Source organism: Methanomicrobiales archaeon HGW-Methanomicrobiales-1 (genome assembly GCA_002839675.1).
Classification (GTDB): Archaea; Halobacteriota; Methanomicrobia; order Methanomicrobiales; family Methanospirillaceae; genus Methanoregula.
This window is the reverse complement of the sequence record PGYM01000002.1, coordinates 144,405-166,076: the sequence shown is the minus strand read 5'-3', so window position 1 is coordinate 166,076 and position 21,672 is coordinate 144,405. Positions and strand designations below refer to the sequence as shown.

Here is a 21,672-nt window from a genome sequence, read left to right as displayed (position 1 = left end):
ACCCATAGTGACAACAGCGACTGGGCTGTTTGCGTCACCTGAATGGTAGTCTCCCTTGACGAGTGGCCATCCGCTTGCTGGTGATTTCTTGTCTGCCATCTTGTTCACCTCATCCCACCAGTAATGCCGGTACTATGATCAGAATCAGTGCAAGGAGTAATCCTGCGACAAATCCGACCAGGCCGGACGCGGTAACTGCCGAGTCAATCTTGTTGGTCCTTACGAGGATCTGAGACTTATAGCGGATGTTTTCCACCATATTCTCGATCGCAACCATCCTGATTGGTCCTGTAGATTTTGCTTCTTCTGCCATCTCTTTCACCTCATCATCAGGAACCCGACCAGGGCGAACGAAACGATCAGACCAATCATCAGGCCTTCGATCTTACCTGCATAGACCCCGGCGGCAAATTTATCCCGGTACCCGATGTCCGTCACCATCTTTTCGATGATTTTCATGCGGGCTGTGATGATTGCCATTTCTCCGGAGATCGGTTGCACCTCACCGGTTGCTTCTTCTGCACCGGCCGCTTCTTTGACTTCTACGACAATGGCGTCGCCAGCGAACGCACCCGGGTCCCGGGCCTTGAGTTCGTTGATCTTCGCCTTGATTGCGTTGAGGTCCTCGCTTTCCATGATGTTGACGATTTCCGTCTGTTCCTGGAAGCGCTTGATAGCTGCATCGTTGAGGTTCTCGATGAACGGAATAGCCCCTTCAGCGCCGNNACCCATAGTGACAACAGCGACTGGGCTGTTTGCGTCACCTGAATGGTAGTCTCCCTTGACGAGTGGCCATCCGCTTGCTGGTGATTTCTTGTCTGCCATATCAGCTCACCTTGATTAATTGGAATGCAACGATTCCTGCAATGAAGAGTCCAACCGCGAGACCGTACCAGAATGATGTGATACTGCCACCAATTGCAAGTCCTTTCTCCCTGTTGGGGAAGGATGCAAGCATGTTGCCTTCGCCTGCGAGCATGTTGACGAGGTCATCGGCTGTTGCCTCAAGGACGGTAACTTTCTCCAGAACGGGGGAAAGTGATTCGCCTTGTGAGGTGATGATGCCGATGAACGGGTCAGCGACAAGCCCGAATTCCGGAAGCACTATAATGTTTGCCATTTAGTGTCCCTCCACATCGGGAATCGGTTTCGAGTCGAGCCATGCTGCTGCGTCGCGCTTTGACATTTCAAAGTACTGGCTGTATGTGTAGAACCAGCCGATGATTGCGATAATCAGCGAAATGAGTGCTGATCCAAAGCTGATCAGGGCAAACGACATTACGGCTGCAACGATCATGCTCAAAAATCCGCACTCTGCGGTGAGCATGAGCATCCTGTCCTGTTTCCAGCCGGGTCCAAGGCATGCGTTGAACGGGTGCTGGATTGCAATTGCGCCGAGCAGGAATGCGACAGCGATAAGTCCGCCGCCAAGGAAGGAGTTTGCGTAGCTGGTTATGGGCATTCCCATGAACGAAACGGTTGACGTTGTCAGGCCGGCAAAGGTAAATCCACCGGTGATCATTGCTGCAAATCCCATAACGGTAAGGGAACCAACCACTGCCATTTCAGTGAGTGCCTGGACCATGGCCGGGATTTTCATGTTCAGGATATTGTTTGAGACATACCCGAGAATGAAACCAATGACGGCTGCAAGCACGAGTGCAACAATCGGTGCCATCGTACCAAACTTGGTAGCGAGGAGCATCGCGATTACACCCGAGCCGAATGCGATCATACCTGCGGATGGTACACCGGTACCGATACCGTAGCTGCACAGCACCTTGATGGTGTGGCTGCCCCAGATCAGTGCAGCGACTACTGCAAGTCCGCCGAAGAATGAGAACATCTCGGTGTTGGTGACCGCATTGAGGTACGTCAGGTAAATGCACACGAGTGTGCTGACGAGTCCCGCGATCATGATCTTATTGTGCGGGACGCCGCCTTCAATTACTTCAACTTTTACTGACATCTTCACACCTCACATTACCACGATCAGGATCGCTACGAATCCGCAGAGTGCTGATGCAACTGCTGATGCAACGATTGCCCGTGGCCAGCGCTTGAACTTCGGGTCGTGGGGTCCTTCGATTGTTCCGGTGATGTTGTATGCGGTCAGCACTGCATTCACGAGGAATAAGGCGACTGCGAACATACCGGCGATGGATACTGCAACAGGGAGAATCTGTGCTGCAGTTGCGTTCATCATAGTCGGGAACGTTGCCTTGTAGAGGCCGAGAAGTTCCAGGTAGATGAGCGTACCGCCTGCACCGCCAAGAAGACCGCCAATCACGCCACCGACGAATGAGACGAACGGAAGACCGTGACCTTCAGTACCCTGGGATTTGTATTCTGCCTGTGAGTCCCCGGTGATGGGGTCCTTTAAGACTTTACCTGACGCGGCCGGGATACCCATGCCAAAGACGTAGACAAAGTTCACCATCATACAGGTGATTGCCATCATGAGGCCGCCACCAATACCACCGGTGACGACTGCAACGACCATACCCTGGTCTGCTGCCCATGCTCCGCCGAAGAGTCCGGCGAGACCTGCACCAGCTGCGAGCATGGCGACACCTGTCGCGATACCCGGTGCCTGTCCCATTGCTGCGGGAGCACCACCGACTGGCACGAAATGGGTGCCGAATCCGATCATGACACCGCCGATGATGATGCCGATAAGGGCCATGACTCCCAGACTGGGAGAGACGGTGTATGTCAGGCCGATGATGATGATCAGCATGACAATGCCGACTGCCATCGCGCCTGGGTTCATTGCGCCGCCAGCTGTTGGTTTTGCTGCAACTGCGCTCATGCTTCTGCCTCCTTGGCTGCGGTGTAGGGTCCGTAGTTCTTGCGTGCCCAGACCTCGATATACCGGTCAATGACCGTGAAGATCAGGATAATGAGGACACCGACTGCGATTGCACCCCAGCCTGCGTAGATTCTCTCGAAGAGAATGGTACGCCAGAGTTCGAGGAAAACAATCAGACCAAAACAGAGACCGGATGCCGAACCACCAATCTTGTGGGTGAAGAATCCGTTGTCAATCGAGTTGCGCTCGCCGGCTTCGGCGTAGCGGACGATATTACCTGATGCAGAGATCGGCACACCGGCGCCGAACTTCTGGTTCTGGTACTGACGTTCCTTACCATAGTACGGGTTGCCCGTCGCAGATCCTGCTGCACCGAGTGCAATACCCCAGATCAGTGCGAGCAGTGGCAGCGGGAACGGATGTCCCAGTGCACCATTGATCAACTGACAGAGTGCTACGGTACAGAAAATTGCGATGAACGCGTGTGCCATAGTGACCGTTGTCATGGACTTGATGATGTCCACGTAAACGGGCTGACCGAACTTAGCAAGACTTGCAGTCCTGCCAAGGTACGCAGTCGTTGCGTAGACGCCCTGTACAAAGACTGCGAGTACACAGCCGAGGACGATCGCAAGGATTGCGTTGATTTGCATCGCCATGAATGCCCATGCCAGGCCTGCACCGAGTGCACACCAGAGACCGTATGCCGGTGGTTCTCCAGCGACCGCCTTATTGAAGATACGGTGCAGGAATCCCATCTGCGGTGCGAGCTGAACCTGTGAGTTCGGGTCACCTTGTGATCCGATGTTGGATTCAGTATCTTCCGCAGATCCGGCTACAGTGGCAAGAGCTCCTGTCAATGCAGTAATTCCAATGCCAAATACTATTTGTTCCATTTAGCCTCCTCCCCTCGTGCGAAAACGAGAGTATTCAAAATGCAATGCCACACACATCGAGTTAAACTCTTTGTGGTTAGTGTAAATTTGGTGAGATCTTAATTAAAAGGTTTCGAAATCAAATCGCCGAAATCGGACGATAAATAGCCCGATTTATAAAATTGAGGCTGATATCGGGTTATTTACACATGTGGATTTGTGTTAAGGAAAAAAAAGTTGTGTTAGGGGCAACCGGGCTTGCGATATGGGTGAATGTTCAGGCGTGCCGGTATCGTATCAATCCGGTGGCTTTCCGCTGAGCTGTTGTTCGATTTGGTCGAGCCGTTGCCGGATCTGTTCATTCTGCCGGGTCTGCTCCTGGAGGGCAATCCTGATTTCGGAGAGATTACTATCGCCCGTCCCCGTTGTGTTGCCCGGTACGGGGGGATTGGCAGTATCCGGCGTGAGGAGCTTGTTGGCGATAAAACCGGCAAGGGTTCCAAAGAGGCCGACACCCATGGTCATGACCATAACGCCGACCATTCTCCCGGTATTGGTCACCGGGTAGCGGTCGCCATAGCCTACGGTGGTGATGGTCACGTATACCCACCACATGGCATCCGAGGCAGACAGGATATTGGCATCCGGGGCCGAGCGTTCCGCGATGAGCACGAAGAACGCCCCGGCCTCGATGACGACCATCACGCAGAAGATGACGATGTAGAGGACACTCTCGGCCCGGTGCTTTTTGAGCTGGAGAAAGATGTTCCGGCCGCCATACTTGTCGAGCAGGTGGTAGGCCTTGAAGATCCGAAAGAGCCGCAGGATGCGGAGCGCCGGGATGCTTGCGAGGAGATCTGCCCATCCCCAGTCCCGGATGAAATAGTATCTTTTCGAGCCGGCGGTGAAGAAGCGGTACAGGAAATCTGAGAGGAAGATGATCGTCAGGAAGAAGTTGAAGGTTACGATGACGTTGATGGCATCGGTATCGATCACGGGAAGCCAGGAGATGATGAGGTTGATGACGGATAATATCGAGACGAGGATGATGAAGATCTCGTAGCCGGGATCTTTCATGTCCTGCATGTCGAGGGTTGCTCTGCTGGCTTCGTCCATGGGTTTTCCCCGTTCTTTTTATGATATTCTTGCAGGGGACAATAAAAACAGGTAGGATTTGGATCGCTTTTGATTAGTGATGAAAGGCCCCCCCAGCGAATCATATGATATCGTTAACAGTACTGGTGCACTCTTTGAGCGGGAGGCTGAGGATACCTGGCCTGGTCCATCAAAATAGTATCAACTGCACCACTCACTGCACCACCCGCTAACTTAGAATGTGTTTCAACCCGGACCCTGCTCAAATTTTTTTTAATCACCCTTTGAATTTTATTTTTCAATCAAACCTTGATTTTAAAATTACAACCGGACTTTGATTTTTATTTTTAAACCAGACCTTGTTTTAAAAAAATTAATCGAACCTTGATTTTAAAATTTCAATCAAGCTTTGATTTTTAATTTTTAACCGGATCTTGCTTTAAAAAAATAAATCAAACCTTGCCCGGAAATTTTCAATCGACCCCCGGACCCTGCTTGAAAGCCGTTTGCAGATCAACCAGACTCTGCCTGGAAATGTTCAAAGGCGATCACTTTCAAGGCCACGGAATTCAAAATGGGAGAAAATATGTCCACCCTTCAGACGTAAACGTATTCCGGGATCTCACCAAAACAGTACTTTGGGCTGCTTAGTCGGATCAACCAGACCTTGCTCAAATTGTTTTCATGGCGATCACGATCGCGTTCGAAATCCTTTACCGGATCAATCAAACCCTGATTTTAAAATTACAATCGGACTTCGATTTTTATTTTTAAATCGAACCTTGCTCAAAAAAAATTAATCAAACCTTGGTTTTAAAATTTTAATCAAACCTTAATTTTTATTTTTGAACCGCACTTTGCATACAAAAAGACACTACGGTTGGAAAAATCCTGAAATAATCTGTTCAGCAGGAAATGGTTAGTGCACCAGATCACGGTGCGAAGTGGTGCGTTCCGGCAATTACCGGGTGTTCTTTTGCATCACAACCGGTTGATTATTGGAGTGATCCCGATCCGGAGGAAGCAGGGCCTGGATGGGGGCCTGATTGTGGGGTGGAGGGATGCCCCCCCTCAGCACAGGACCCCCCATTTCGCTGCTCTGTATCAGAACCCGCAGAACTCCCGGAATCAATTTCCCAAACTATAAAACACCCCGGGTCAGGAAATATATATGGAGCGGATCACCGCCGTAGCAAAGGGGAAGGTCCAGGGAGTAGGATACCGGCACTTTGTTTCGAATTGTGCCCAGGCAACCGGTGTGCACGGGTACGTCAGGAACCTTCCCGACGGCACCGTGGAGATGGTAGCCGAGAGTTCTCCTGCATCCCTTGCCGATTTTGTCCGTCTTGCCCGTGCCCGGGATAATCCCGTAATAAAAGTCGAGGATATCGCGGTCAGGAACAGTCCCGCTACTGAAGAATTCCACTACTTCCGGGTTGTTTGGTGACCGTTTTTTTAAAAAAGGCCGTGTTCCTCCCGGTAACCCGCAGACTGTATATACCGGTGTTTCCGTCTACCGCTTACCCGCAATAAGCCGGTTTGCAGTGGCAACCGCGTCATCCGCTCCCGCTGCATATGAATCGGCCCCGACCTGTTTCCAGAGGTCCGGGAGGATGGCAAACGGGTACCCCCCGATGATGATCTTCACGTGTGCCGTACCTGCATCCGCCCGGAGCGACCGGATCAGGTACTGGACATCGGGGAGGCGGGATGGCATGGTAATCGAGAGGGCGACCGCATCGGCCTTCCGGTCCTTTACCGCATCAAGGATACATTTTACCGGTGTGTTTGCCCCAGTGTAATACACCTCCCAGCCGTCCATTTCGAAGAAATCCGCCACCATGCGGATCCCGATATCGTGGAGTTCTTCCCCGACACTGGCAGCAACAACCGATTTTTTCTGCGTTATCTTCCTGCCTGAACCAGCGACCCGGTCATGCATACGACCCATGATCTGGTGAATGGTTCCGGTAACGTAATGCTCCTGCGCAACAGTTGCCTCGTTCTGCTGCCAGAGTTTTCCGGTTTCCCTGAGCACCGGCTGGAAGACCCCGAGATAGATGTCGTGAACCGTGGTGCCTGATGCGAGTGCTTCATCGATGATCGCATCGGCCCGGTCCCGGTCTGCTGCAAGGATTGCATCAAGGAATGATCGGGCAACCGTGGACAGCGAAGTCTCAGGGGCCATACACGGGTCGCTTTTTGCAGGCGATTTCAGGGCAGAAACTGCCTTTTTGACAAAAGCGCCGACATGCTCCCTATAGTCCGGGGGCAGTTCCTGCGCGAGAATATCCTTGAGAACCCCGAGGTAGGAAACAGCCAGTTCCCCGGGAAGGTGCCGGGCAGCAAAGCGGGACTGCTGGTGGCAGGTATAATCGATGAGAAAGGCCGGGCTGCCGGTTGCCAGCGATTCCTGGAGACTCCCGATCATATCCATGAACTCTGCCCGGATACGTGTCCTGCGGTGAGGACTGAATGCCTGCCAGGTTTTGGGATGTGCTTCTGCGTACCGGTCCAGCATTTTTCCGGCAAGATAATCCCGGTTAAGGCTGACCGGGTGGTATACGGGGGTTCCGGGATTTTTCATACTTATGCTCCGCTTCGTAATGAGGAAATCCCGCTGAAGGGTTATTAGCTTTCCCATTGGCACGATCTCCAGATCGCTGCGTGCTGAAGACAGCGCCCGGTGATGATGCAGTGCACGACGGGAAATATCCCCCATCTTATCCCCCTCCCCTGCCGCGACTTTAAAAAAAGGAATCAGGGCAAATGTCCTGTCAAACCCATCTGCCGGTTGACATCCCCCGTTTTTCTCTCAAATCAGGGCTGCGTGCATTCCATAGTGCACGAACCCGCGTTGCCCCCGTACCATCTCTCCCGGATCCAGAGCGAGACATTCACGAGCCCGATCAGCACCGGCACTTCGACGAGCGGGCCTATGACCGTGGCAAATGCCGCAGGTGAGGCGATGCCAAAGACCGCGATGGCAACCGCAATCGCGAGCTCGAAGTTGTTGGACGCGGCGGTGAACGAGAGCGAAGCCGACTTTGCGTAATCGATCCCGAGACGGTGGGACATCCAGAAACTCACGAAGAACATGATGACAAAGTAGCAGAGCAGCGGGATGGCGATACGGACCACGTCGAAGGGCACATTCACGATATACTCGCCCTTGAGCGAGAACATCACGATGATCGTAAAGAGAAGTGCGACAAGCGTGATCGGCGAGATCTTCGGGATGAAGACCTGCTCGTACCATGCCTTTGATTTTACGCGGAGCAGGGCATACCGCGTGACCATGCCGGCGATGAACGGGATGCCGAGGTAGATAAAGACACTCTCCGCAATCTGGAGCATCGTGATCGAGACTTCAGAACCGGTCCCGATGCCGAGCAGGGGCGGCAGGTACGTGATGAAGAACCAGGCATAGACCGAGTAGAAGAATACCTGGAAGAGCGAGTTCATCCCCACGATTGCGGCACAGTACTCGCAGTCGCCTTCCGCAAGATCGTTCCAGACGATCACCATCGCGATACAGCGGGCGATCCCCACGAGGATCAGGCCGTACATGAAAAGCGGCTGGTCGCGGAGGAAGATGACCGCAAGCGCAAACATCAGCACCGGGCCGACAATCCAGTTCTGGACAACCGAAAGACCGAGCACTTTCGTGTTCTGGAACACCTTTCCCAGTTCCTCGTACTTCACCTTTGCAAGCGGCGGGTACATCATCAGGATGAGCCCGACTGCAATCGGGATCGAGGTGGTGCCGACCGAGAGGCCGGTGATCAGGGCCGGTACGGCAGGTGAGAAGTACCCGATGGCGATACCGGCTGCCATGGCAAGGAAGATCCAGAGGGTCAGGTAGCGGTCAAGAAAAGAGAGTTGTTTGTCTGGTTTCATGCGTTTTTCACCCTCTATACTATCAGAGTATCTTTTCCAGGATATCTGCAGAATCCCGGACAAGTGCCGGGCATTTCGTCATGAACAGGCCGCTGTCCTTTGCTGCAGAGAACGCTTCCGGATCGCTCAGATCATAGCCGAGCAACTCCGTGCAGTTCACGGATCCGTTCTTTTCGGTAAACTCACGGATGAATTCCCTGACCCGCGCCCGGGTCTTCTCGGTTGCAGCTTCATCGTCTGCCCGTGTCTTGCCGTATTTCAGTCCGATCACCATGAGTGCCCCGGAGACCGCACCGCAGATATTGCCGGTCTTTGATATCCCGGCCCCGAAACCGCACGCGATCTTCTTTGCCGTATCAGGATCCAGACCCAGTTCATTGGAATATGCAGAGAAAACAGCTGATGAGCAGGTGAACCTGCTCATGAAGCTGGCATAGGCGTCGTCAGATTTTGTCATGGAAATGTTTCCGATCAATAGGTTAACCCAGAATCGCATTAAACAGGTAGCCCGTCAGCGTGAATGAGATGAACAGGATGCCTGCAAATACGGCGAGCAGTTTGATCTTGACCACTTTTCTGAGAATGATCATCTCCGGTAGCGAGAGACCGATGACCGACATCATGAACGCAAGGGCGGTTCCCATTGCCATACCTTTTGCGGTAAGCACTTCCATGATGGGGATCATGCCAGCTGCATTGGAGTAAAGCGGGACGCCGACCAGTACCGCAATCGGGACCGCGAGCGGGTTGCCCGGTCCGGCGATGTTGACCAGGAAATCTGCCGGGGCATATCCGTGGATGATTGCACCGATGGCGATACCGATGATGATATACGGCAATACTTTGAGCGTGATGCTCTTTGATTCGCTGATACCAAAGTCGATCCGTTCCTTTCCCGTCATCTCCTTATCCGGCTGATCGTGCATCTTGCACTTGTACACGAACTCCTCAACCTCGCCTTCGAGATGGAGGCGCCCGATGATGATGCCGGCCACGATTGCGATGACGAGACCGGAGACGATATAGATTAAGGCGATCTGCCAGCCGAACATGGCGAGCAGCATGGCGGCGGCAATCTCGTTGATCAGCGGCGATGCGATAAGAAACGAGAAGGTGATGCCGAGCGGTACGCCGGATTCCACAAAGCCGATGAAGAGCGGAACGGCCGAGCAGGAGCAGAACGGCGTGGGAATGCCAAGAAGGGCTGCGACCACGTTGCCCACTCCTTCGGTGCGTCCCCCCACCCATTTCTTCACTTTCTGCGGTGTGATGTAGGTACGGACAATGCCGACAGCAAAGACGATCACCGCGAGCATGAGCGTGACCTTGATCGTGTCGTAGACAAAGAAGTCCACGGAAGATGCGAGCGGGGTGGTCGGGACAAGCCCGAAGATCGTATAGGTCAGCCAGTCCGCAAAGAGTTGTAAATAGTCCTGCATGATTTACTCCCCGGATAGTGCGCCCTGTATGGCGGCAACCACCCGTTCAATTTCCTGGTACTGCACATCAGCCATCCCGTTCTTTTCAATGCCGAGATCGGTTGTGATGATATGGATATGAGGGGTGATATTCGTTGCCCCGAGTTTTTTTCCGGCACAGCAGTCTTTGCACCCGTCAATGACGATGATCTGTTCCCCACCCCTGCATTCTTCTTCCAGAGATGCAGCGGATTTCTTGACATGCGTCCACTGGAACCGGCCCGGCCGCCTCTGCATCAGGGAACATGCGGCCTGCGTGGTTAGTTTACCGGTGTTTGATATTCCCGAACAGGTTACAAGCACAATCATGGTTTCCTCACACGAGTGGCGGAGAGAACGTTGCGAGCAGGAGCAGGCCGCCGTCTCCTGCGTTGATCCGGTGCACCCGGTCCGCTGGCATTACCCCGACGATGCCGGGAGCGTACGGGATGACACTGCTTTCCAGCGTGCAGGTCCCGTTTCCCGCGATCACGTCATGGATCTCAATCTGCCCGGCATGGGCGTGGTCGCCGATAGTGCAGCCGGGATCGATCCGGACATGGTGGAGGCTGAGCCTGCCCCCGGTGTCCTTTCCCGTTACGAAGTGTTTTAACGAGACCCCGGCAAACTTCGGGTGCGGGTTCCAAGGCAGGCTGGCCGTGGGGACCGTCCGTCCGTTCGCGACAACCTCTGTGTGACGGCCTCCATCTGGGTTATTTATGCAGCACATGATCCCGGCGCTTATCCGTTTTTCACGGCATTGACTACGGTCTGTACATCTCCCCCGTCATAGGCCGGCCCGGGGATTTTTGTGATGCCGAGATCGGTGATCATCACGTAGCGGTCAATTGAGAGGCCTTTGTCGTCCATGATCTTCTTTGCACAGGCAACCGGACAACCGTCTATCACGATCCGCTCATCAGCCGATTTTCCAACGCTGACCAGCTTCTCAATGCCCCCGCCAACACCGGCAAGGCACGAACCGCCGCCATACCCCTCACGGGCGAGCTTGCATGCCGCTGCGTTCGCGAGTTGTCCGACGTTCGATCCGATACCGGAGCAGGAGTAAATAATCCGGGTTTTCTTCTCTGCACCGCAATTGCAGGTTGATTGTTGTCCTTCCATGATACTCACTTCATTTCAACTTTTGTTGAATCAATGTGAACGGGGCAAGGTTATATATCTTTTCATTTCAGATTAAATTGAAATGGTACAACGGAAAAAATCCTGCTGCGGAACACAACCGAAGGATACCCTGCCGGCAAAATCGACGGATATCCCGGAGCAGATCCAGAAGGAACTCGATGAGATTGGAGGATTCGAAGCACTGGCTGACCGGGTCCCTTCTCCCGGGGAACTTGAGGCACAGGGCCGGGTATATCATGCGCTGGCAGATCCCCTCCGCCTTACCATCCTCTATCTCATCAAAGACCAGCCGCTCTGTGTCTGCGTTATCAACCGCTTCACCCGCCTCTCCGGTTCCAAGCTCTCCTACCACCTGAATATCTTAAAAGAGGGTGGCCTTATCGAAGGGGAGTATCACGGGAACTGGATTGTTTATTCGCTGACGGACACCGGCCGGGAATATTTCCGGTAACCCTGCCTAGTTCTTCCGGCAGGTTCTGCCTCTTTTACCGGAAGACCAGGTACTCCAGGGCCACGGCAACAACGAAGATCCCGGCACCCGCGAGTGCAATGGGCAGCGAGTAATTTTTCACTACGGTTTTGATGTCATCCCCGGTTGTCCGCTGGACAAGCCAGAAGAACGGGTCGGTCACGTAGGATACAACGCATGACCCGGCACCGATGAGGAGGATGAGCGGGAGCGGGTGGATTGCACCGACAACTGCTGAACCTGCTAGGACTTCGGCCGTGATCACGGCAGTAACCACCCGTGAACCCTGTGCAGTCTCGATCAGTGCTGCGAGGATGAACGGCACGAGGATAATAGGGATCAGCAGGGTCAGCTGGCCTAAGGCAATCTGGGCAAATCCGCTTTTGACAATGACAAAACCGAGTGCTCCTGCGCCGCAGATGTCAAAGATGATCAGGCCCGCGTGTTTGGCCCCCTGCGACAATCCAGGTGCCCGTGCTGCTGAAGGAGCAAGGGCAATAGCCGTAACCGCACCGACCAGCATGATGAAGTTGATCATGCTCACCTGCGAGAGGTGCAGGATAAGAAAAGCTACCGGAATCGCGATCAGGATTGCGATAAAGGGAGCCCATGCCCGCCAGTGAATTCCCTGCTGCCGGGCCGGCGCGTTGACCTCCTGGCCCGGGGGAGACGCAGTGTACGCATCATCTCTTTCCGTAGTGAAAGAAGCCGGATGGACAAACCGGAAGTAAAGGAGGATTCCTCCCAGTAGCAGGAGAGAGAGCGGGATGGATACAGCATCAAAGAAAAACGGGCTCATTCCCCTGGAGAATGCTTCGTAGAGCGGGATGACAACCGGTGTTGGGTATATGAGGGCGTAGGAGATGATGCCCCCGACCGCGGCAAGATACAGGAGTACGTTGCGCCTTGTCCTGTCTTTTTCAAGGCTGTCGAGGATCGGGTTGAGCATGATATACGCGGTGATGCAGCAGGTTATCGGCACGGACAGGAGATATCCCGATACCCCGGCAATCACCGGCGGGTTTTTCACGTACCGCCGGATATCGGTAACGATCTCTTCGATCTGGTGCTGCTCCTGCAGGAGTTTTGCAATAACTGCCCCGCAGAGGATGATGATGCCAAATGCTGAAAAAACCTTACCGATCCCCGCGATGATCCCCAGCATCGTCGCGTCAGGAGTCATACCCGCAAGAAGCCCGAACAGGACTGCCCCGCCAATCAGGGTAAAGAACGGGGATATCCGGTACCACAGGCTGACCATGGTGATGAGGGCAAGGGTGATCGCAAACGCGAGGAGGGGATCCATGAGTAATGTACTTGTAAGGGGATAGAAAAAGACTTGGAATCATATCCGAAACTTCACGCAGGCCGGATGATTCTGCCCCGGCCTGAAAAGATCCGGTGACGCGAAGGGGAATTACCTGGTTCGAGAGGAGAAATGAGACCCGATCCTGTGGGTCACCTGCTAACTTCCCCGAGGATTTGTTTAAGAGCCGGTTCTGTCTCTGCCATTACCTTGTAGATCTTATGATTCGAGCGATAGTAAGATTCGATAAGCCCGCCCTCTTTGAGTTTTTTTAAGTTATAGGAGATCAGGTTCTGCGGTTCTTCAAAGACATAGAAAAACTCGCAGACACAGTGGTCCCGTTTTAAGAGCATCAGGATGATCTTCAAACGGAGCGGGTGAGAGAGCAGTTTTATGAGCCGGTGTAATTCCGTCACGGTATCTTGGTTCAGCATCTCTTTTTCGGCACGGAGTTCATCTTCCCAGTCACTTCGCAGGGCGCAGTCGGCAGGACAGCAGCGGGCAGTTGCCATGGTTACGAGATAGGCATGAAAAATACAAAAGATGCTCGCTTGGTCTTATGCAGGTATTTGAGAGGATCGTGCGATTTCAATTTTTCTTGAAATCCGGTTTGGGGATATATCAGACTCCCCGACTCACCTTTCATGCAGTGATGAAAGAGATGGATTACGAAACTGCAAAGATAGCAAAAGTGACCGGCAAATGCCCGGCCTGCGAAGACTATGCTGAGAGAAATTCCACCAACCCCCCGAAGATCGCGGTGATGGCCTGCGAAGGGGCGTGTGCCCGGGGCGAGGTTGCCCGGCGTGCGGCAAACCTTGTCGCCCACCGGCTCGCCCGCGACCAGACGGTAAGGATCTGCCTTGGCGGTGCATTCACCAAAGATACCGGCCAGCGGAACCTTATACGCAGGGCAGAGAAGGTGATCGCCATCGAAGGATGTTTCATCAATTGTTCATCGCGGATGATGGAAGGGGTCATGGCTGACCTCCGGCCGACAATCGTGCGGGCGGACCTGATCTATAACCTCGATCTCCCGTTCGGGATCGACGAGGTGCCGGACGAGATGTTCACGGTGTACGCATATCAGGTTGCAGAACAGGTGGTAAAAGAACATTTGACACCTGCTGCCTGTTGTGACAACCCGGAAAAAGGATCCCTTTGCGCAAGCGGTGGGTGCATATCGAAACGCTCCGGTGGTTGCGGGCCGTAGGGTAGAGATCAATAAATTACTGCTTTTTTTCTTTTAGTCCCATCTGCACTTTCTGGACGGTGACCAGCCCGTGCTCCACCATCGCCTCGACTTCAGGGACGATGGCCATGATCTTCTCTTCGGTATCCACCACATCGATCACGACCGGGAGATCCAGCGAGAGCTGGAGCACATCCACCGTGCGGATCTTGTACTCGTGGCCATAGCCGACCATACCCCGGAAGACCGTGCAGCCGGGAAATCCCTTTGCCAGAAAAAAATCAACCAAGTATTTGTATGCAGATTTTTCCTTGATGCGTACTGATTCTGCAATATAGATCCGTAACAGCATTCCGTCCGTTAACATAATGTTCCCTCACATGAGCCACAGGACAAGGAGATACCCCCCGAACACACCCGCGAGGCTGCCTGCAACATTGATGAGCATATTGGTAATCATCGTATGATAATCATGGTCTTCAAGCATGCGGAACGTCTCGAAACAAAATGTCGAGAACGTGGTGAACCCGCCCAGCGCCCCGATACCGATCAGTGAATAGAGTTCGCCCGGTAGTGCAGCAAAGACAACGAGCGAGAAGGCAAAACTTCCCAGGATATTTACGAGTGCTGTCCCAATTGGGAGACCCCGGACCGGTTGCAGTTTCGCGAGCTCGAAACGGAAGATCGATCCTATCGCTCCCCAGATTCCCACCAGGACAAACGGCTCCATTCAGATCCCCCGCTGGTAGCTGATGATGTACCGTCCGACAAAGATCCCAAAGAGCCCCAACACGAGATTTGCTGCAAGGTTCAGGATTGCGATACCCGGCGCCACCTCAAAACTCTGCACGGCTAACGTCGAAAATGTGGTGAATGCCCCGATGTAAATTGACTCGTACATGAACACGCCCATGAGGATACACCCGAGAAAATTGACAACAAGCGTACCGGGAAGGGACGGGATCTGCAGATCGATGAACCCGCGCAGAACCGCACCGAGGAATCCCCCGGCTGCGATGAGTGCGTAAGAATAATAAAATTTCATCTCGTGGGTTCACCGTATCGCTGGCATATCTGTGTGCATTATCCTGATGTACCTGGTCTATCGCAGGAAAACCGGGCAATGTGCCAGTAAAATTAGGGGGGATGGTAAAAAAATCAGTACCCGTGTTACTTGCCCCCTTCTCTCATTAAAGGGAGGCGGAATACGTCAATATCACAACCTTTATCCAGTTGCCTGCCGATGATTCGGTCAGACGATGATTTTCGCCGGGTTGTACCATGCTCGATGAGCCCGCCCGTATACTGATTGCTGCTGTGCTATGCTGGATCAATTTTGTAGCTATTGATATATTTTTCAGGTTACCGGAACGCGGGGGTGTTTCCGGAGCAACCGCCATAGCTGAGGAAATAGAACGGGGTGGCGGGGACCTGCATGGCGGGAATATGATGGGCAACATTGTCTCGTCACCCGATGCTTCGGCAGGCACGCTTCTCGCAGCCTGCGGAGTATACTGTGCAGGACTTCCCGGCGGTCTATTTGCGGTCCTGCTTGTCTATATCGGCAACCGCATCTGTTACGATCGCGGGTACGCAGGGACAACCGGAGCGATTACTGCAACGTTCCTTGTCTACGGTATGACCATGATCGGGTTTACCGCACCGGACTTTATCGCCGGTATGGTCATTGCGATCCTGACCATACAGGGCATCTCCCATGCCCGGTCCAGCCGGCTGATCGGCCGGCTCTGGGCATTCAGGAACCGGCTGCTGGGGGCCCCATGATCGCGATATACATCTGTGCAGCAATCGCGGTATATGCAGCCCTGCGGGTGATTGCCGAGCGAAAGACGATGCGCAAACTGCCCTTTCTCAACGTCATATCGTTTGCCGTCACCGCCATCATTGCACTCCTGCTGCCGCACCCGCTCACTATCCTTGCAGCAGCAGCGTTCTTTGTCGGGTCCACGTTCGAGTCCAACGCGATCGCCAGTACCTGGTCCGGGGGGATGAAGCGCAATGGATGAGATCATCCTCGTAGCATCGGCACTGCTCATCTTCATCGGTGTGGCAGCTGCGATCTTCAACCGCGATCCTTTCGATAAACTGATCTCCATCTCCATCCTGACCGCCGGGGTCTTTCCGTTCATCATCGACCGCGGGTTACTGGACGTGGCGATAGCACTGGCATTGATCGCTCCGCTTTCCACGATTTTCATCCTGATGGCATGCCAGAGGAGGGCACCATCATGACCGTCGGTTATGCGCCGGAATTTATCATTGGCCTCATCGTGCTGGTAGCCGGTTCGATCGCAGTCGCATTTCCCCAACCAAAGGATTACCTGACCCGACTGATCAATCTCGAGATCCCTGCCTTTGGCCTGCTGCTCATCATGCTCTCGTATAACGAGGCGCTGGCCCTGCTCACATTCGGGGCAATCACGGTGCTCTCGACGTTCATCTTCGTTCGGGTCATCCAGAAGAAAGAGGTGGCCGGATGATCATACGGAAGATCTCGCACATCCTGTGCAATTATGAAAATATTACCCGCCTCTTTGCCGGTGCCTGCCTGCTCCTGTTTATCGCCGGCATCCTCCTTCTCCCGCTCCCGTACAGCGAGAAGCAGCTCTATCCCAAGAACTTTGACAAGAACAGCTCGCTCGACCCGTATGATCGCGGGGGACCTCCGTTCACGCAGGCGACCATCGTCTCCCAGTACCCGGCAAATTCCCCGACAGCAGGGCTCGTAACGTCGTACCTGACGCCGTTTTCCCTGTTCCTGTCGCAGGTGACGATGCACCTTGGCACCACCATCGTCTCACACCCGGGAGGGATTATTGATGAGATCCTGTACAACACCCGGGGGCTGGATACCGTTGTCGAGGCCACGATCCTCTTCATCGCGTTTGCGATTGCCTCGTATATCTACCGGAAGGGCTGACCATGTGGGCACAGTACAGTTACGGGATATTGGTCGTGATGGTCGCTGCCGTGATCGCGTTCTATGCACTCGCACGGGAACATGATGATCTCCAAAAACTCCTTCTCCTCGATCTGGTCGAGATGGTGGGGCTCAGCGTAATCGCACTGCTCGGCACCGATCTTGCAGAAGCACTCATTCTCCCGGGCCTGACCGTGGGAATTGCCGAACTGCTTGCCCTCTCCCAGATCTATTGCACGAAAGAGGGAATACGGGACCGGCCCGTAACCGGGCTCAATATCGAAGTGATCGCAAAAGCGGATGCCCCGCTTATCCTCTCGATATTCCTTGTCGCCTATGGCCTGATCCTCTCGGGTTTCACCGGTGGAGCGGTGGCGGGTCTTGGCCTTGCCTTCCTCTTCATCTCCCGCACGTACCGGGAGGACTTAAACCTCCTCGAGATGGCAAGCGGCATCTCGTGGGCGCTCTGGATCGCAGCCTTCTTTGTCTTTATGTTCCTGCCGCAATACTGGTTTATCGCCCTCATGGGCGCTGCGATTGGGATCCTCCTGAAAGTGACGGTCAAGTTATCCCTTGTCGGGATGATGTGGGGGGAGTCGCATGATTGATCTCATCGGGGGAGTCCCCCTCTTTGTGCTGGAATTTGGCGACGAACTCGTGTACTTTACGCCGTACACGATCACGCTCTTCCTGCTCGCCCTCACCTTTACCGTGCTCGTGCTCATCAGCCGGCCGGAAAAACAGATCGATATCGCATTCGGGGGCGATGCCTACCGGGCCAAGGAGATCAGCCTTTCCGAGATGCGGTTTCGGCGCTTCATGGCGATTGCCTGTGGTCTTGCCACGATGGGGGCGATGGTGACCGGGGATATCTTCAATTTCACGCTCTTTACCGCGATGGTCGGGATTACCAATGTCGGTATCGTTGCTGCGGTGAAGAGCCGGCATGTGCAGGATGCAGCCTATCAGTACGGGCTGGTGGCCCTTGCGGCAACCGTCCCGCTCTTTGCGGGGGCAGCCATCTATGCAGCAGTCACCGGTTCGCTCTCCATGATCGAGCTGATGAAAGGGACTGTTCCCGCCGTCCCTTTGATTGCAAAGGGGATGCTCGTGTTAGGTGTAATAGGTGAAGGTATGGCCCCGTTCTACGCGGCAAAAGCCGAGATGTTCCGGGCACCGGGTGCCCCGTACGTGATTATGTGCTCTCTCTCGTCGCTGCTTATCTTCCTGCGGGTAGTCGAGATCGTTATGCTGGGGTGATGAAGATGAAGAAAAAAACGGTTGCACGAATCTTCTGGGCGGGTGCGGGTGTCTGTGTCATAGCATCCGGCCTCTACTTTATGGAAATGATACCGCTTTTCGCGTGTGCAGCCCTGCTGGTTGTGGCATTCCCGGTTACGGTCTTATCACTCTTCTTTAGCTGGATGGCAGGAGAGTCCGGAGGTGACATCCCGTTCATCGGGTACTGATATGATCGCAGAACTTGTCCTTGCTACGCTCTTTGGCCTGCTCCTCTTAGGCATCCACCGGAAGATCATCGCCCGGATCCAGCGGAGGCCCGGTCCGCCCATATGGCAGGAGATCCTGCACATGCTCAAGTTCTCCTTCAAGACGACCTGGATCCCAAAGACCGCAAGCCCGGTCCTCTTTGTCGGGGTTGTCCTGATCGCGATCGGCATCTGGACTGCGGCCTTCTATGTGCTCGTCAGCGGGGGAAGCCTGCTGGTCATATTAGGGATCTACATGCTCCACAAGATCGTAGAGCACGGGTTCGGGCTCTCGTCGGGATCGCCCTACGGCAAGTATGGCGGTGTCCGGTCGGTCATATCAGCGGCATCGGAGATCCCGCTCTTTGTCAGCGTTGCGGTGATCGCGGTCTACACCCGTTCACTCGACCTCTCTGCCATCATGCAGTACCAGCAGATGAACGGTCCGATGCTCATCACCGCGTTTCCGGCAGCCTGTGCCATGTTTCTCGTGATCCTCTCGAAGATGCCCTTTGGCCCCTTTTCTATTGTCGAGGCCAAGGAGCTGGTGAGCGGGTACAAGACCGAGCACTTCGGCATCTGGCGTGCGGGGCTTGAGATCTGCAATGGCTTGAAGACATTTGTCCTGCTCGCCGTCTTCCTCGCGGTATTTATCGGGCCGCTCTCCCTGCCCTGGCTCCTTCTGGGGATGATCCTCATGATAGTGCTCCTCGCCTTTGCCTGTGCAGTTACCCCGATGATGTCGCCTTTCGATTCCGTGACCATCCAGATGCTGGTCACCGGGCTGATGCTGGGGTATGCAGCAATTGTCCTGATGGTGGTGCACCCATGATCCGCGAAGCAATTCTTTTTGGGGGCATATTCTATGTCCTCGTTACCCTCGCACAGATCATCGATCGCCCGTCGATATGGGCTGAAGGTCTGGTTGTTGCCATTGTGCTTGCCATTGCTACTGCCTACTATCTCTTAAAAGACGAGGAACGGCTCCATGCCGCAGAGATCATCTCCCTCTGGGCAGCAGTGCTCCTGTTCGTGGTCTACGGGGCACTCAGGTACGGGGGGATACTATGACCACCTACCTTTACGAGCAGGATCTGGTCCCCCAGAAGTACCGGATTCTCATTGCCCTGTGGCACGACAAGCTCGTGCGACAGATCGCTCAGGAACTAGGTGTCCCTGTCCAGGAATTACGAAGATTCTTAATCGAACACCTCGACATGATCCAGCTGGAAAACCTTCCCGCCCGGGCAGAGGTGGCTGAGGCGCAGGCCGACTTGGGTGACACCGTTGCACGGGCACTCGGGCGGGAAAAATATACCCTCTATCTCCAGTTCCTTTCCGGTGCAGCAATGGATGCCATTTTCAGGGAAGTGAATGCACGCATACAGGAAGGCATCCCGATAGAAGATGCGATCGCGTATGGCAGGACACAGATACGGGAGGCACTGAAATCATGAACATTCTCCAGCGGATAAAAAATGTGGTCCGTTCACGCTCGATCCATGTGGCATACGTTGATGTCGGCTCCTGCAATGGTTGCGATATCGAGGTGCTCGCCTGCCTTGCGCCCCGCTACGATATCGAACAGTACGGCATCTATGTTCACAATAATCCAAGGGAAGCAGATATCCTGCTCGTGATTGGCGCCTACACCCCCGGATGGGAGGAGAAACTTGCCATGGTCTGGGAGAAGATTCCCGCACCCAAGGCAGCGATCACCATCGGCAACTGCCCGATCTCCGGGTGCCTCTTCGATCGGCGTGACTCCTATGTCGATCCGCCGGTAAAAAAGCATATCCCGATTGCCGCCGAAGTCCCGGGCTGCCCGCCCCGCCCCACCGAGATCCTGCAGGCAATCCTGTCAGTCCGTGATACGGTCTTTGCCAACTGGGAGGAGATACGCCCATGAAACGAATTGTCGATGTCAATATTCCGTTAGGACCCATTCACCCCTGCCTCAAGGAACCGATCCGGCTCAAGTGCGAGGCGAAAGGAGAACGCATCACGGGTGCGGAAGTCGAGCTTGGGTACATGAAAAAAGGGATCGAGCGGATCATGAAAGGACGCCCGTGGCAGGAAGTCATGTTCCTTGCCGAACGTGTCTGCGGCATCTGCTCGGTGATCCATAACATGGTCTTTATCGAGGCAATGGAGCAGATGAGCGAGATCGCCCTTCCGCCCCGCGCCGCATATCTCCGCGTGATTGCAAACGAGCTGGACCGGATGCAGAGCCACCTGCTGGCAAACTTCTCGTACTGCTACACCATCGAGCACGAGACCCTTGGCATGTACCTGCTCGACCTGCGGGAGCAGGTGATGGATGAACTCGAGCGCCTGACCGGTGCCCGGGTCACCTGTGCCTACATTATCCCCGGCGGGGTCCGGTGCGATATCCCCAAAAAGGAGGCAGAGACATTGCTGGTCTCGCTCGACCGGATGGAGGCGGACCTGCGCCGTTATACCGGTATGTTTGAAACCGGCCCGATGATCGCCCTGCGAAGCCGGGGGGTTGGGATTCTCACGCTGGAAGCAGCACAGCGGGCCCACGTGGTTGGCCCGACTGCCCGGGGGAGCGGGATCGCGTTTGACTGCCGGCAGAACCATCCCACCTACAAAAAACTCGGCTTTGTCCCGATCACCCGGCCTGATTGCGATAACTTTGCGCGGGTGATGGTCCGGTTCGACGAGGTCTTCCAGAGCATTGCCTTGATCAGGAAATGCTTAAAGGAACTCCCCAAAGGGCTCATACGGGGCGGAGGCGTCTGCAAGGCGGGAGAGATACGGTACAGCGGTGAAGCCCCCCGGGGAGAGCTGACGTACTTTATCAAGAGCGACGAGTTCGGGCGGATCGTGGAGATCCAGATCCAGACCCCGTCCATCATGAATATCGAGGCGTGCTGCCATGAGATGATCATCGGGTCGGATTCAATCGCCGATGTCACGTCAACTTTTATCTCGGCAGATCCCTGCGTTGCATGTGCGGAGCGGTAAG

At 54.4% G+C, this 21,672-nt stretch carries 36 protein-coding genes and 1 pseudogene (1 of these 37 cut by a window edge); 17 read left to right on the top strand and 20 right to left on the bottom strand.

Annotation, left to right across the window (positions count from 1 at the left end; genetic code table 11):
* From CVV30_07050 to CVV30_07015, 8 genes and pseudogenes are all read right to left on the bottom strand, one after another.
* Positions 1-99: pseudogene (locus CVV30_07050) on the bottom strand (tetrahydromethanopterin S-methyltransferase subunit G); it reaches 458 nt to the left of the window's first position.
* Between the two features lie 10 nt (positions 100-109).
* Positions 110-313, bottom strand: a complete 204-nt coding sequence (locus CVV30_07045) for a tetrahydromethanopterin S-methyltransferase subunit F (GenBank protein PKL69765.1) — start codon at positions 311-313, stop codon at positions 110-112.
* Positions 314-318: 5 nt separating this feature from the next.
* On the bottom strand, positions 319-825 hold the full coding sequence (locus tag CVV30_07040) for a hypothetical protein (GenBank protein ID PKL69321.1): 507 nt from the start codon (positions 823-825) through the stop codon (positions 319-321).
* A gap of 1 nt (position 826) precedes the next feature.
* The gene (mtrB, locus tag CVV30_07035) at positions 827-1,120 is read right to left on the bottom strand and encodes a tetrahydromethanopterin S-methyltransferase subunit B (GenBank protein PKL69320.1); all 294 of its coding nucleotides are present in this window, start codon (positions 1,118-1,120) and stop codon (positions 827-829) included.
* Positions 1,121-1,969 carry a tetrahydromethanopterin S-methyltransferase subunit C gene (locus CVV30_07030; protein PKL69319.1) on the bottom strand — a complete coding sequence of 283 codons (849 nt, stop codon included), beginning with the start codon at positions 1,967-1,969 and terminating at the stop codon, positions 1,121-1,123.
* A gap of 9 nt (positions 1,970-1,978) precedes the next feature.
* Positions 1,979-2,812: a tetrahydromethanopterin S-methyltransferase subunit D gene (locus tag CVV30_07025; protein PKL69318.1), complete on the bottom strand. Its 834-nt coding sequence runs from the start codon at positions 2,810-2,812 to the stop codon at positions 1,979-1,981.
* Positions 2,809-3,708 carry a tetrahydromethanopterin S-methyltransferase subunit E gene (locus CVV30_07020; protein ID PKL69317.1) on the bottom strand — a complete coding sequence of 300 codons (900 nt, stop codon included), beginning with the start codon at positions 3,706-3,708 and terminating at the stop codon, positions 2,809-2,811. Before CVV30_07020 ends, CVV30_07025 begins: the two co-directional genes overlap by 4 nt.
* 276 nt (positions 3,709-3,984) lie before the next feature.
* Entirely contained in the window at positions 3,985-4,803 is an 819-nt protein-coding gene (locus CVV30_07015; GenBank protein PKL69316.1) for an ion transporter, read from the bottom strand.
* A 901-nt stretch (positions 4,804-5,704) separates the two neighbouring features.
* Here CVV30_07015 and CVV30_07010 point away from each other — a divergent pair.
* Positions 5,705-5,929, top strand: a complete 225-nt coding sequence (locus tag CVV30_07010) for a hypothetical protein (protein PKL69315.1) — start codon at positions 5,705-5,707, stop codon at positions 5,927-5,929.
* 24 nt (positions 5,930-5,953) lie between these two features.
* A complete protein-coding gene (locus CVV30_07005) occupies positions 5,954-6,229 on the top strand; it encodes an acylphosphatase (GenBank protein ID PKL69314.1) in 276 nt (91 codons plus the stop codon).
* A 66-nt stretch (positions 6,230-6,295) separates the two neighbouring features.
* On the opposite strand, the gene CVV30_07000 is transcribed toward CVV30_07005, so the two are convergent.
* The 7 genes from CVV30_07000 to CVV30_06970 all read right to left on the bottom strand — a co-directional run bounded on the left by CVV30_07000 (position 6,296) and on the right by CVV30_06970 (position 11,264).
* The gene (locus tag CVV30_07000; protein PKL69313.1) at positions 6,296-7,504 is read right to left on the bottom strand and encodes a hypothetical protein; all 1,209 of its coding nucleotides are present in this window, start codon (positions 7,502-7,504) and stop codon (positions 6,296-6,298) included.
* Positions 7,505-7,602: 98 nt separating this feature from the next.
* A complete protein-coding gene (gene arsB / locus CVV30_06995) occupies positions 7,603-8,682 on the bottom strand; it encodes an arsenical-resistance protein (protein PKL69312.1) in 1,080 nt (359 codons plus the stop codon).
* A gap of 22 nt (positions 8,683-8,704) precedes the next feature.
* Positions 8,705-9,139 (bottom strand): hypothetical protein, encoded by a 435-nt coding sequence (locus tag CVV30_06990; GenBank protein ID PKL69764.1) that lies wholly within the window; start codon positions 9,137-9,139, stop codon positions 8,705-8,707.
* 22 nt (positions 9,140-9,161) lie between these two features.
* On the bottom strand, positions 9,162-10,121 hold the full coding sequence (locus tag CVV30_06985) for a hypothetical protein (protein ID PKL69311.1): 960 nt from the start codon (positions 10,119-10,121) through the stop codon (positions 9,162-9,164).
* Between the two features lie 3 nt (positions 10,122-10,124).
* Complete coding sequence (locus tag CVV30_06980; GenBank protein PKL69310.1) at positions 10,125-10,469, bottom strand: hypothetical protein; 345 nt, start codon at positions 10,467-10,469, stop codon at positions 10,125-10,127.
* A 7-nt stretch (positions 10,470-10,476) separates the two neighbouring features.
* A complete protein-coding gene (locus CVV30_06975) occupies positions 10,477-10,869 on the bottom strand; it encodes a cupin (GenBank protein PKL69309.1) in 393 nt (130 codons plus the stop codon).
* 11 nt (positions 10,870-10,880) lie between these two features.
* On the bottom strand, positions 10,881-11,264 hold the full coding sequence (locus tag CVV30_06970) for a zinc-binding protein (protein ID PKL69308.1): 384 nt from the start codon (positions 11,262-11,264) through the stop codon (positions 10,881-10,883).
* A gap of 82 nt (positions 11,265-11,346) precedes the next feature.
* Between CVV30_06970 and CVV30_06965 the strand changes: the two genes are divergently transcribed.
* Complete coding sequence (locus CVV30_06965) at positions 11,347-11,736, top strand: ArsR family transcriptional regulator (GenBank protein PKL69307.1); 390 nt, start codon at positions 11,347-11,349, stop codon at positions 11,734-11,736.
* A 34-nt stretch (positions 11,737-11,770) separates the two neighbouring features.
* Here CVV30_06965 and CVV30_06960 read toward each other — a convergent pair whose 3' ends face one another.
* Positions 11,771-13,060, bottom strand: a complete 1,290-nt coding sequence (locus tag CVV30_06960) for a citrate transporter (GenBank protein ID PKL69306.1) — start codon at positions 13,058-13,060, stop codon at positions 11,771-11,773.
* A 152-nt stretch (positions 13,061-13,212) separates the two neighbouring features.
* Positions 13,213-13,572 (bottom strand): ArsR family transcriptional regulator, encoded by a 360-nt coding sequence (locus tag CVV30_06955; protein ID PKL69305.1) that lies wholly within the window; start codon positions 13,570-13,572, stop codon positions 13,213-13,215.
* Between the two features lie 149 nt (positions 13,573-13,721).
* Here CVV30_06955 and CVV30_06950 point away from each other — a divergent pair, with 149 nt between their 5' ends.
* Entirely contained in the window at positions 13,722-14,273 is a 552-nt protein-coding gene (locus tag CVV30_06950) for a hypothetical protein (protein PKL69763.1), read from the top strand.
* Between the two features lie 16 nt (positions 14,274-14,289).
* Here CVV30_06950 and CVV30_06945 read toward each other — a convergent pair whose 3' ends face one another.
* From CVV30_06945 to CVV30_06935, 3 genes are read right to left on the bottom strand one after another with little or no spacing between them, the layout of a single operon-like run.
* Complete coding sequence (locus tag CVV30_06945) at positions 14,290-14,619, bottom strand: hypothetical protein (GenBank protein PKL69304.1); 330 nt, start codon at positions 14,617-14,619, stop codon at positions 14,290-14,292.
* 9 nt (positions 14,620-14,628) lie between these two features.
* Positions 14,629-14,982 (bottom strand): chromosome condensation protein CrcB, encoded by a 354-nt coding sequence (locus CVV30_06940; protein ID PKL69303.1) that lies wholly within the window; start codon positions 14,980-14,982, stop codon positions 14,629-14,631.
* On the bottom strand, positions 14,983-15,297 hold the full coding sequence (locus tag CVV30_06935; GenBank protein PKL69302.1) for a hypothetical protein: 315 nt from the start codon (positions 15,295-15,297) through the stop codon (positions 14,983-14,985).
* A 236-nt stretch (positions 15,298-15,533) separates the two neighbouring features.
* On the opposite strand from CVV30_06935, the gene CVV30_06930 reads away from it, so the two are divergent.
* The 13 genes from CVV30_06930 to CVV30_06870 are packed head-to-tail and all read left to right on the top strand — an operon-like array spanning position 15,534 to position 21,671.
* On the top strand, positions 15,534-16,037 hold the full coding sequence (locus tag CVV30_06930; protein PKL69301.1) for a hypothetical protein: 504 nt from the start codon (positions 15,534-15,536) through the stop codon (positions 16,035-16,037).
* Positions 16,034-16,279 (top strand): DUF2109 domain-containing protein, encoded by a 246-nt coding sequence (locus CVV30_06925; protein PKL69300.1) that lies wholly within the window; start codon positions 16,034-16,036, stop codon positions 16,277-16,279. Before CVV30_06930 ends, CVV30_06925 begins: the two co-directional genes overlap by 4 nt.
* The gene (locus tag CVV30_06920) at positions 16,272-16,505 is read left to right on the top strand and encodes a DUF2108 domain-containing protein (protein ID PKL69299.1); all 234 of its coding nucleotides are present in this window, start codon (positions 16,272-16,274) and stop codon (positions 16,503-16,505) included. Before CVV30_06925 ends, CVV30_06920 begins: the two co-directional genes overlap by 8 nt.
* Positions 16,502-16,753: a DUF2107 domain-containing protein gene (locus CVV30_06915; protein PKL69298.1), complete on the top strand. Its 252-nt coding sequence runs from the start codon at positions 16,502-16,504 to the stop codon at positions 16,751-16,753. Before CVV30_06920 ends, CVV30_06915 begins: the two co-directional genes overlap by 4 nt.
* On the top strand, positions 16,750-17,193 hold the full coding sequence (locus CVV30_06910; protein ID PKL69297.1) for a NiFe hydrogenase: 444 nt from the start codon (positions 16,750-16,752) through the stop codon (positions 17,191-17,193). Before CVV30_06915 ends, CVV30_06910 begins: the two co-directional genes overlap by 4 nt.
* Before the next feature lie 2 nt (positions 17,194-17,195).
* Entirely contained in the window at positions 17,196-17,801 is a 606-nt protein-coding gene (locus CVV30_06905; GenBank protein ID PKL69296.1) for a hypothetical protein, read from the top strand.
* Positions 17,794-18,453, top strand: coding sequence for a hypothetical protein (locus CVV30_06900; protein PKL69295.1), 660 nt, complete (start codon positions 17,794-17,796; stop codon positions 18,451-18,453). The genes CVV30_06905 and CVV30_06900 overlap by 8 nt, the downstream gene beginning before the upstream one ends.
* Positions 18,453-18,662 (top strand): hypothetical protein, encoded by a 210-nt coding sequence (locus tag CVV30_06895; protein PKL69294.1) that lies wholly within the window; start codon positions 18,453-18,455, stop codon positions 18,660-18,662. Before CVV30_06900 ends, CVV30_06895 begins: the two co-directional genes overlap by 1 nt.
* Before the next feature lies 1 nt (position 18,663).
* Positions 18,664-19,512 carry an NADH-ubiquinone oxidoreductase gene (locus CVV30_06890; protein ID PKL69293.1) on the top strand — a complete coding sequence of 283 codons (849 nt, stop codon included), beginning with the start codon at positions 18,664-18,666 and terminating at the stop codon, positions 19,510-19,512.
* Positions 19,509-19,751 (top strand): hypothetical protein, encoded by a 243-nt coding sequence (locus CVV30_06885; protein PKL69292.1) that lies wholly within the window; start codon positions 19,509-19,511, stop codon positions 19,749-19,751. Before CVV30_06890 ends, CVV30_06885 begins: the two co-directional genes overlap by 4 nt.
* Positions 19,748-20,137, top strand: coding sequence for a DUF1959 domain-containing protein (locus CVV30_06880; protein PKL69291.1), 390 nt, complete (start codon positions 19,748-19,750; stop codon positions 20,135-20,137). Before CVV30_06885 ends, CVV30_06880 begins: the two co-directional genes overlap by 4 nt.
* Complete coding sequence (locus CVV30_06875; GenBank protein PKL69290.1) at positions 20,134-20,589, top strand: hypothetical protein; 456 nt, start codon at positions 20,134-20,136, stop codon at positions 20,587-20,589. Before CVV30_06880 ends, CVV30_06875 begins: the two co-directional genes overlap by 4 nt.
* Positions 20,586-21,671, top strand: a complete 1,086-nt coding sequence (locus CVV30_06870; protein ID PKL69289.1) for a hypothetical protein — start codon at positions 20,586-20,588, stop codon at positions 21,669-21,671. Before CVV30_06875 ends, CVV30_06870 begins: the two co-directional genes overlap by 4 nt.
* Position 21,672: the final 1 nt, after the last annotated feature.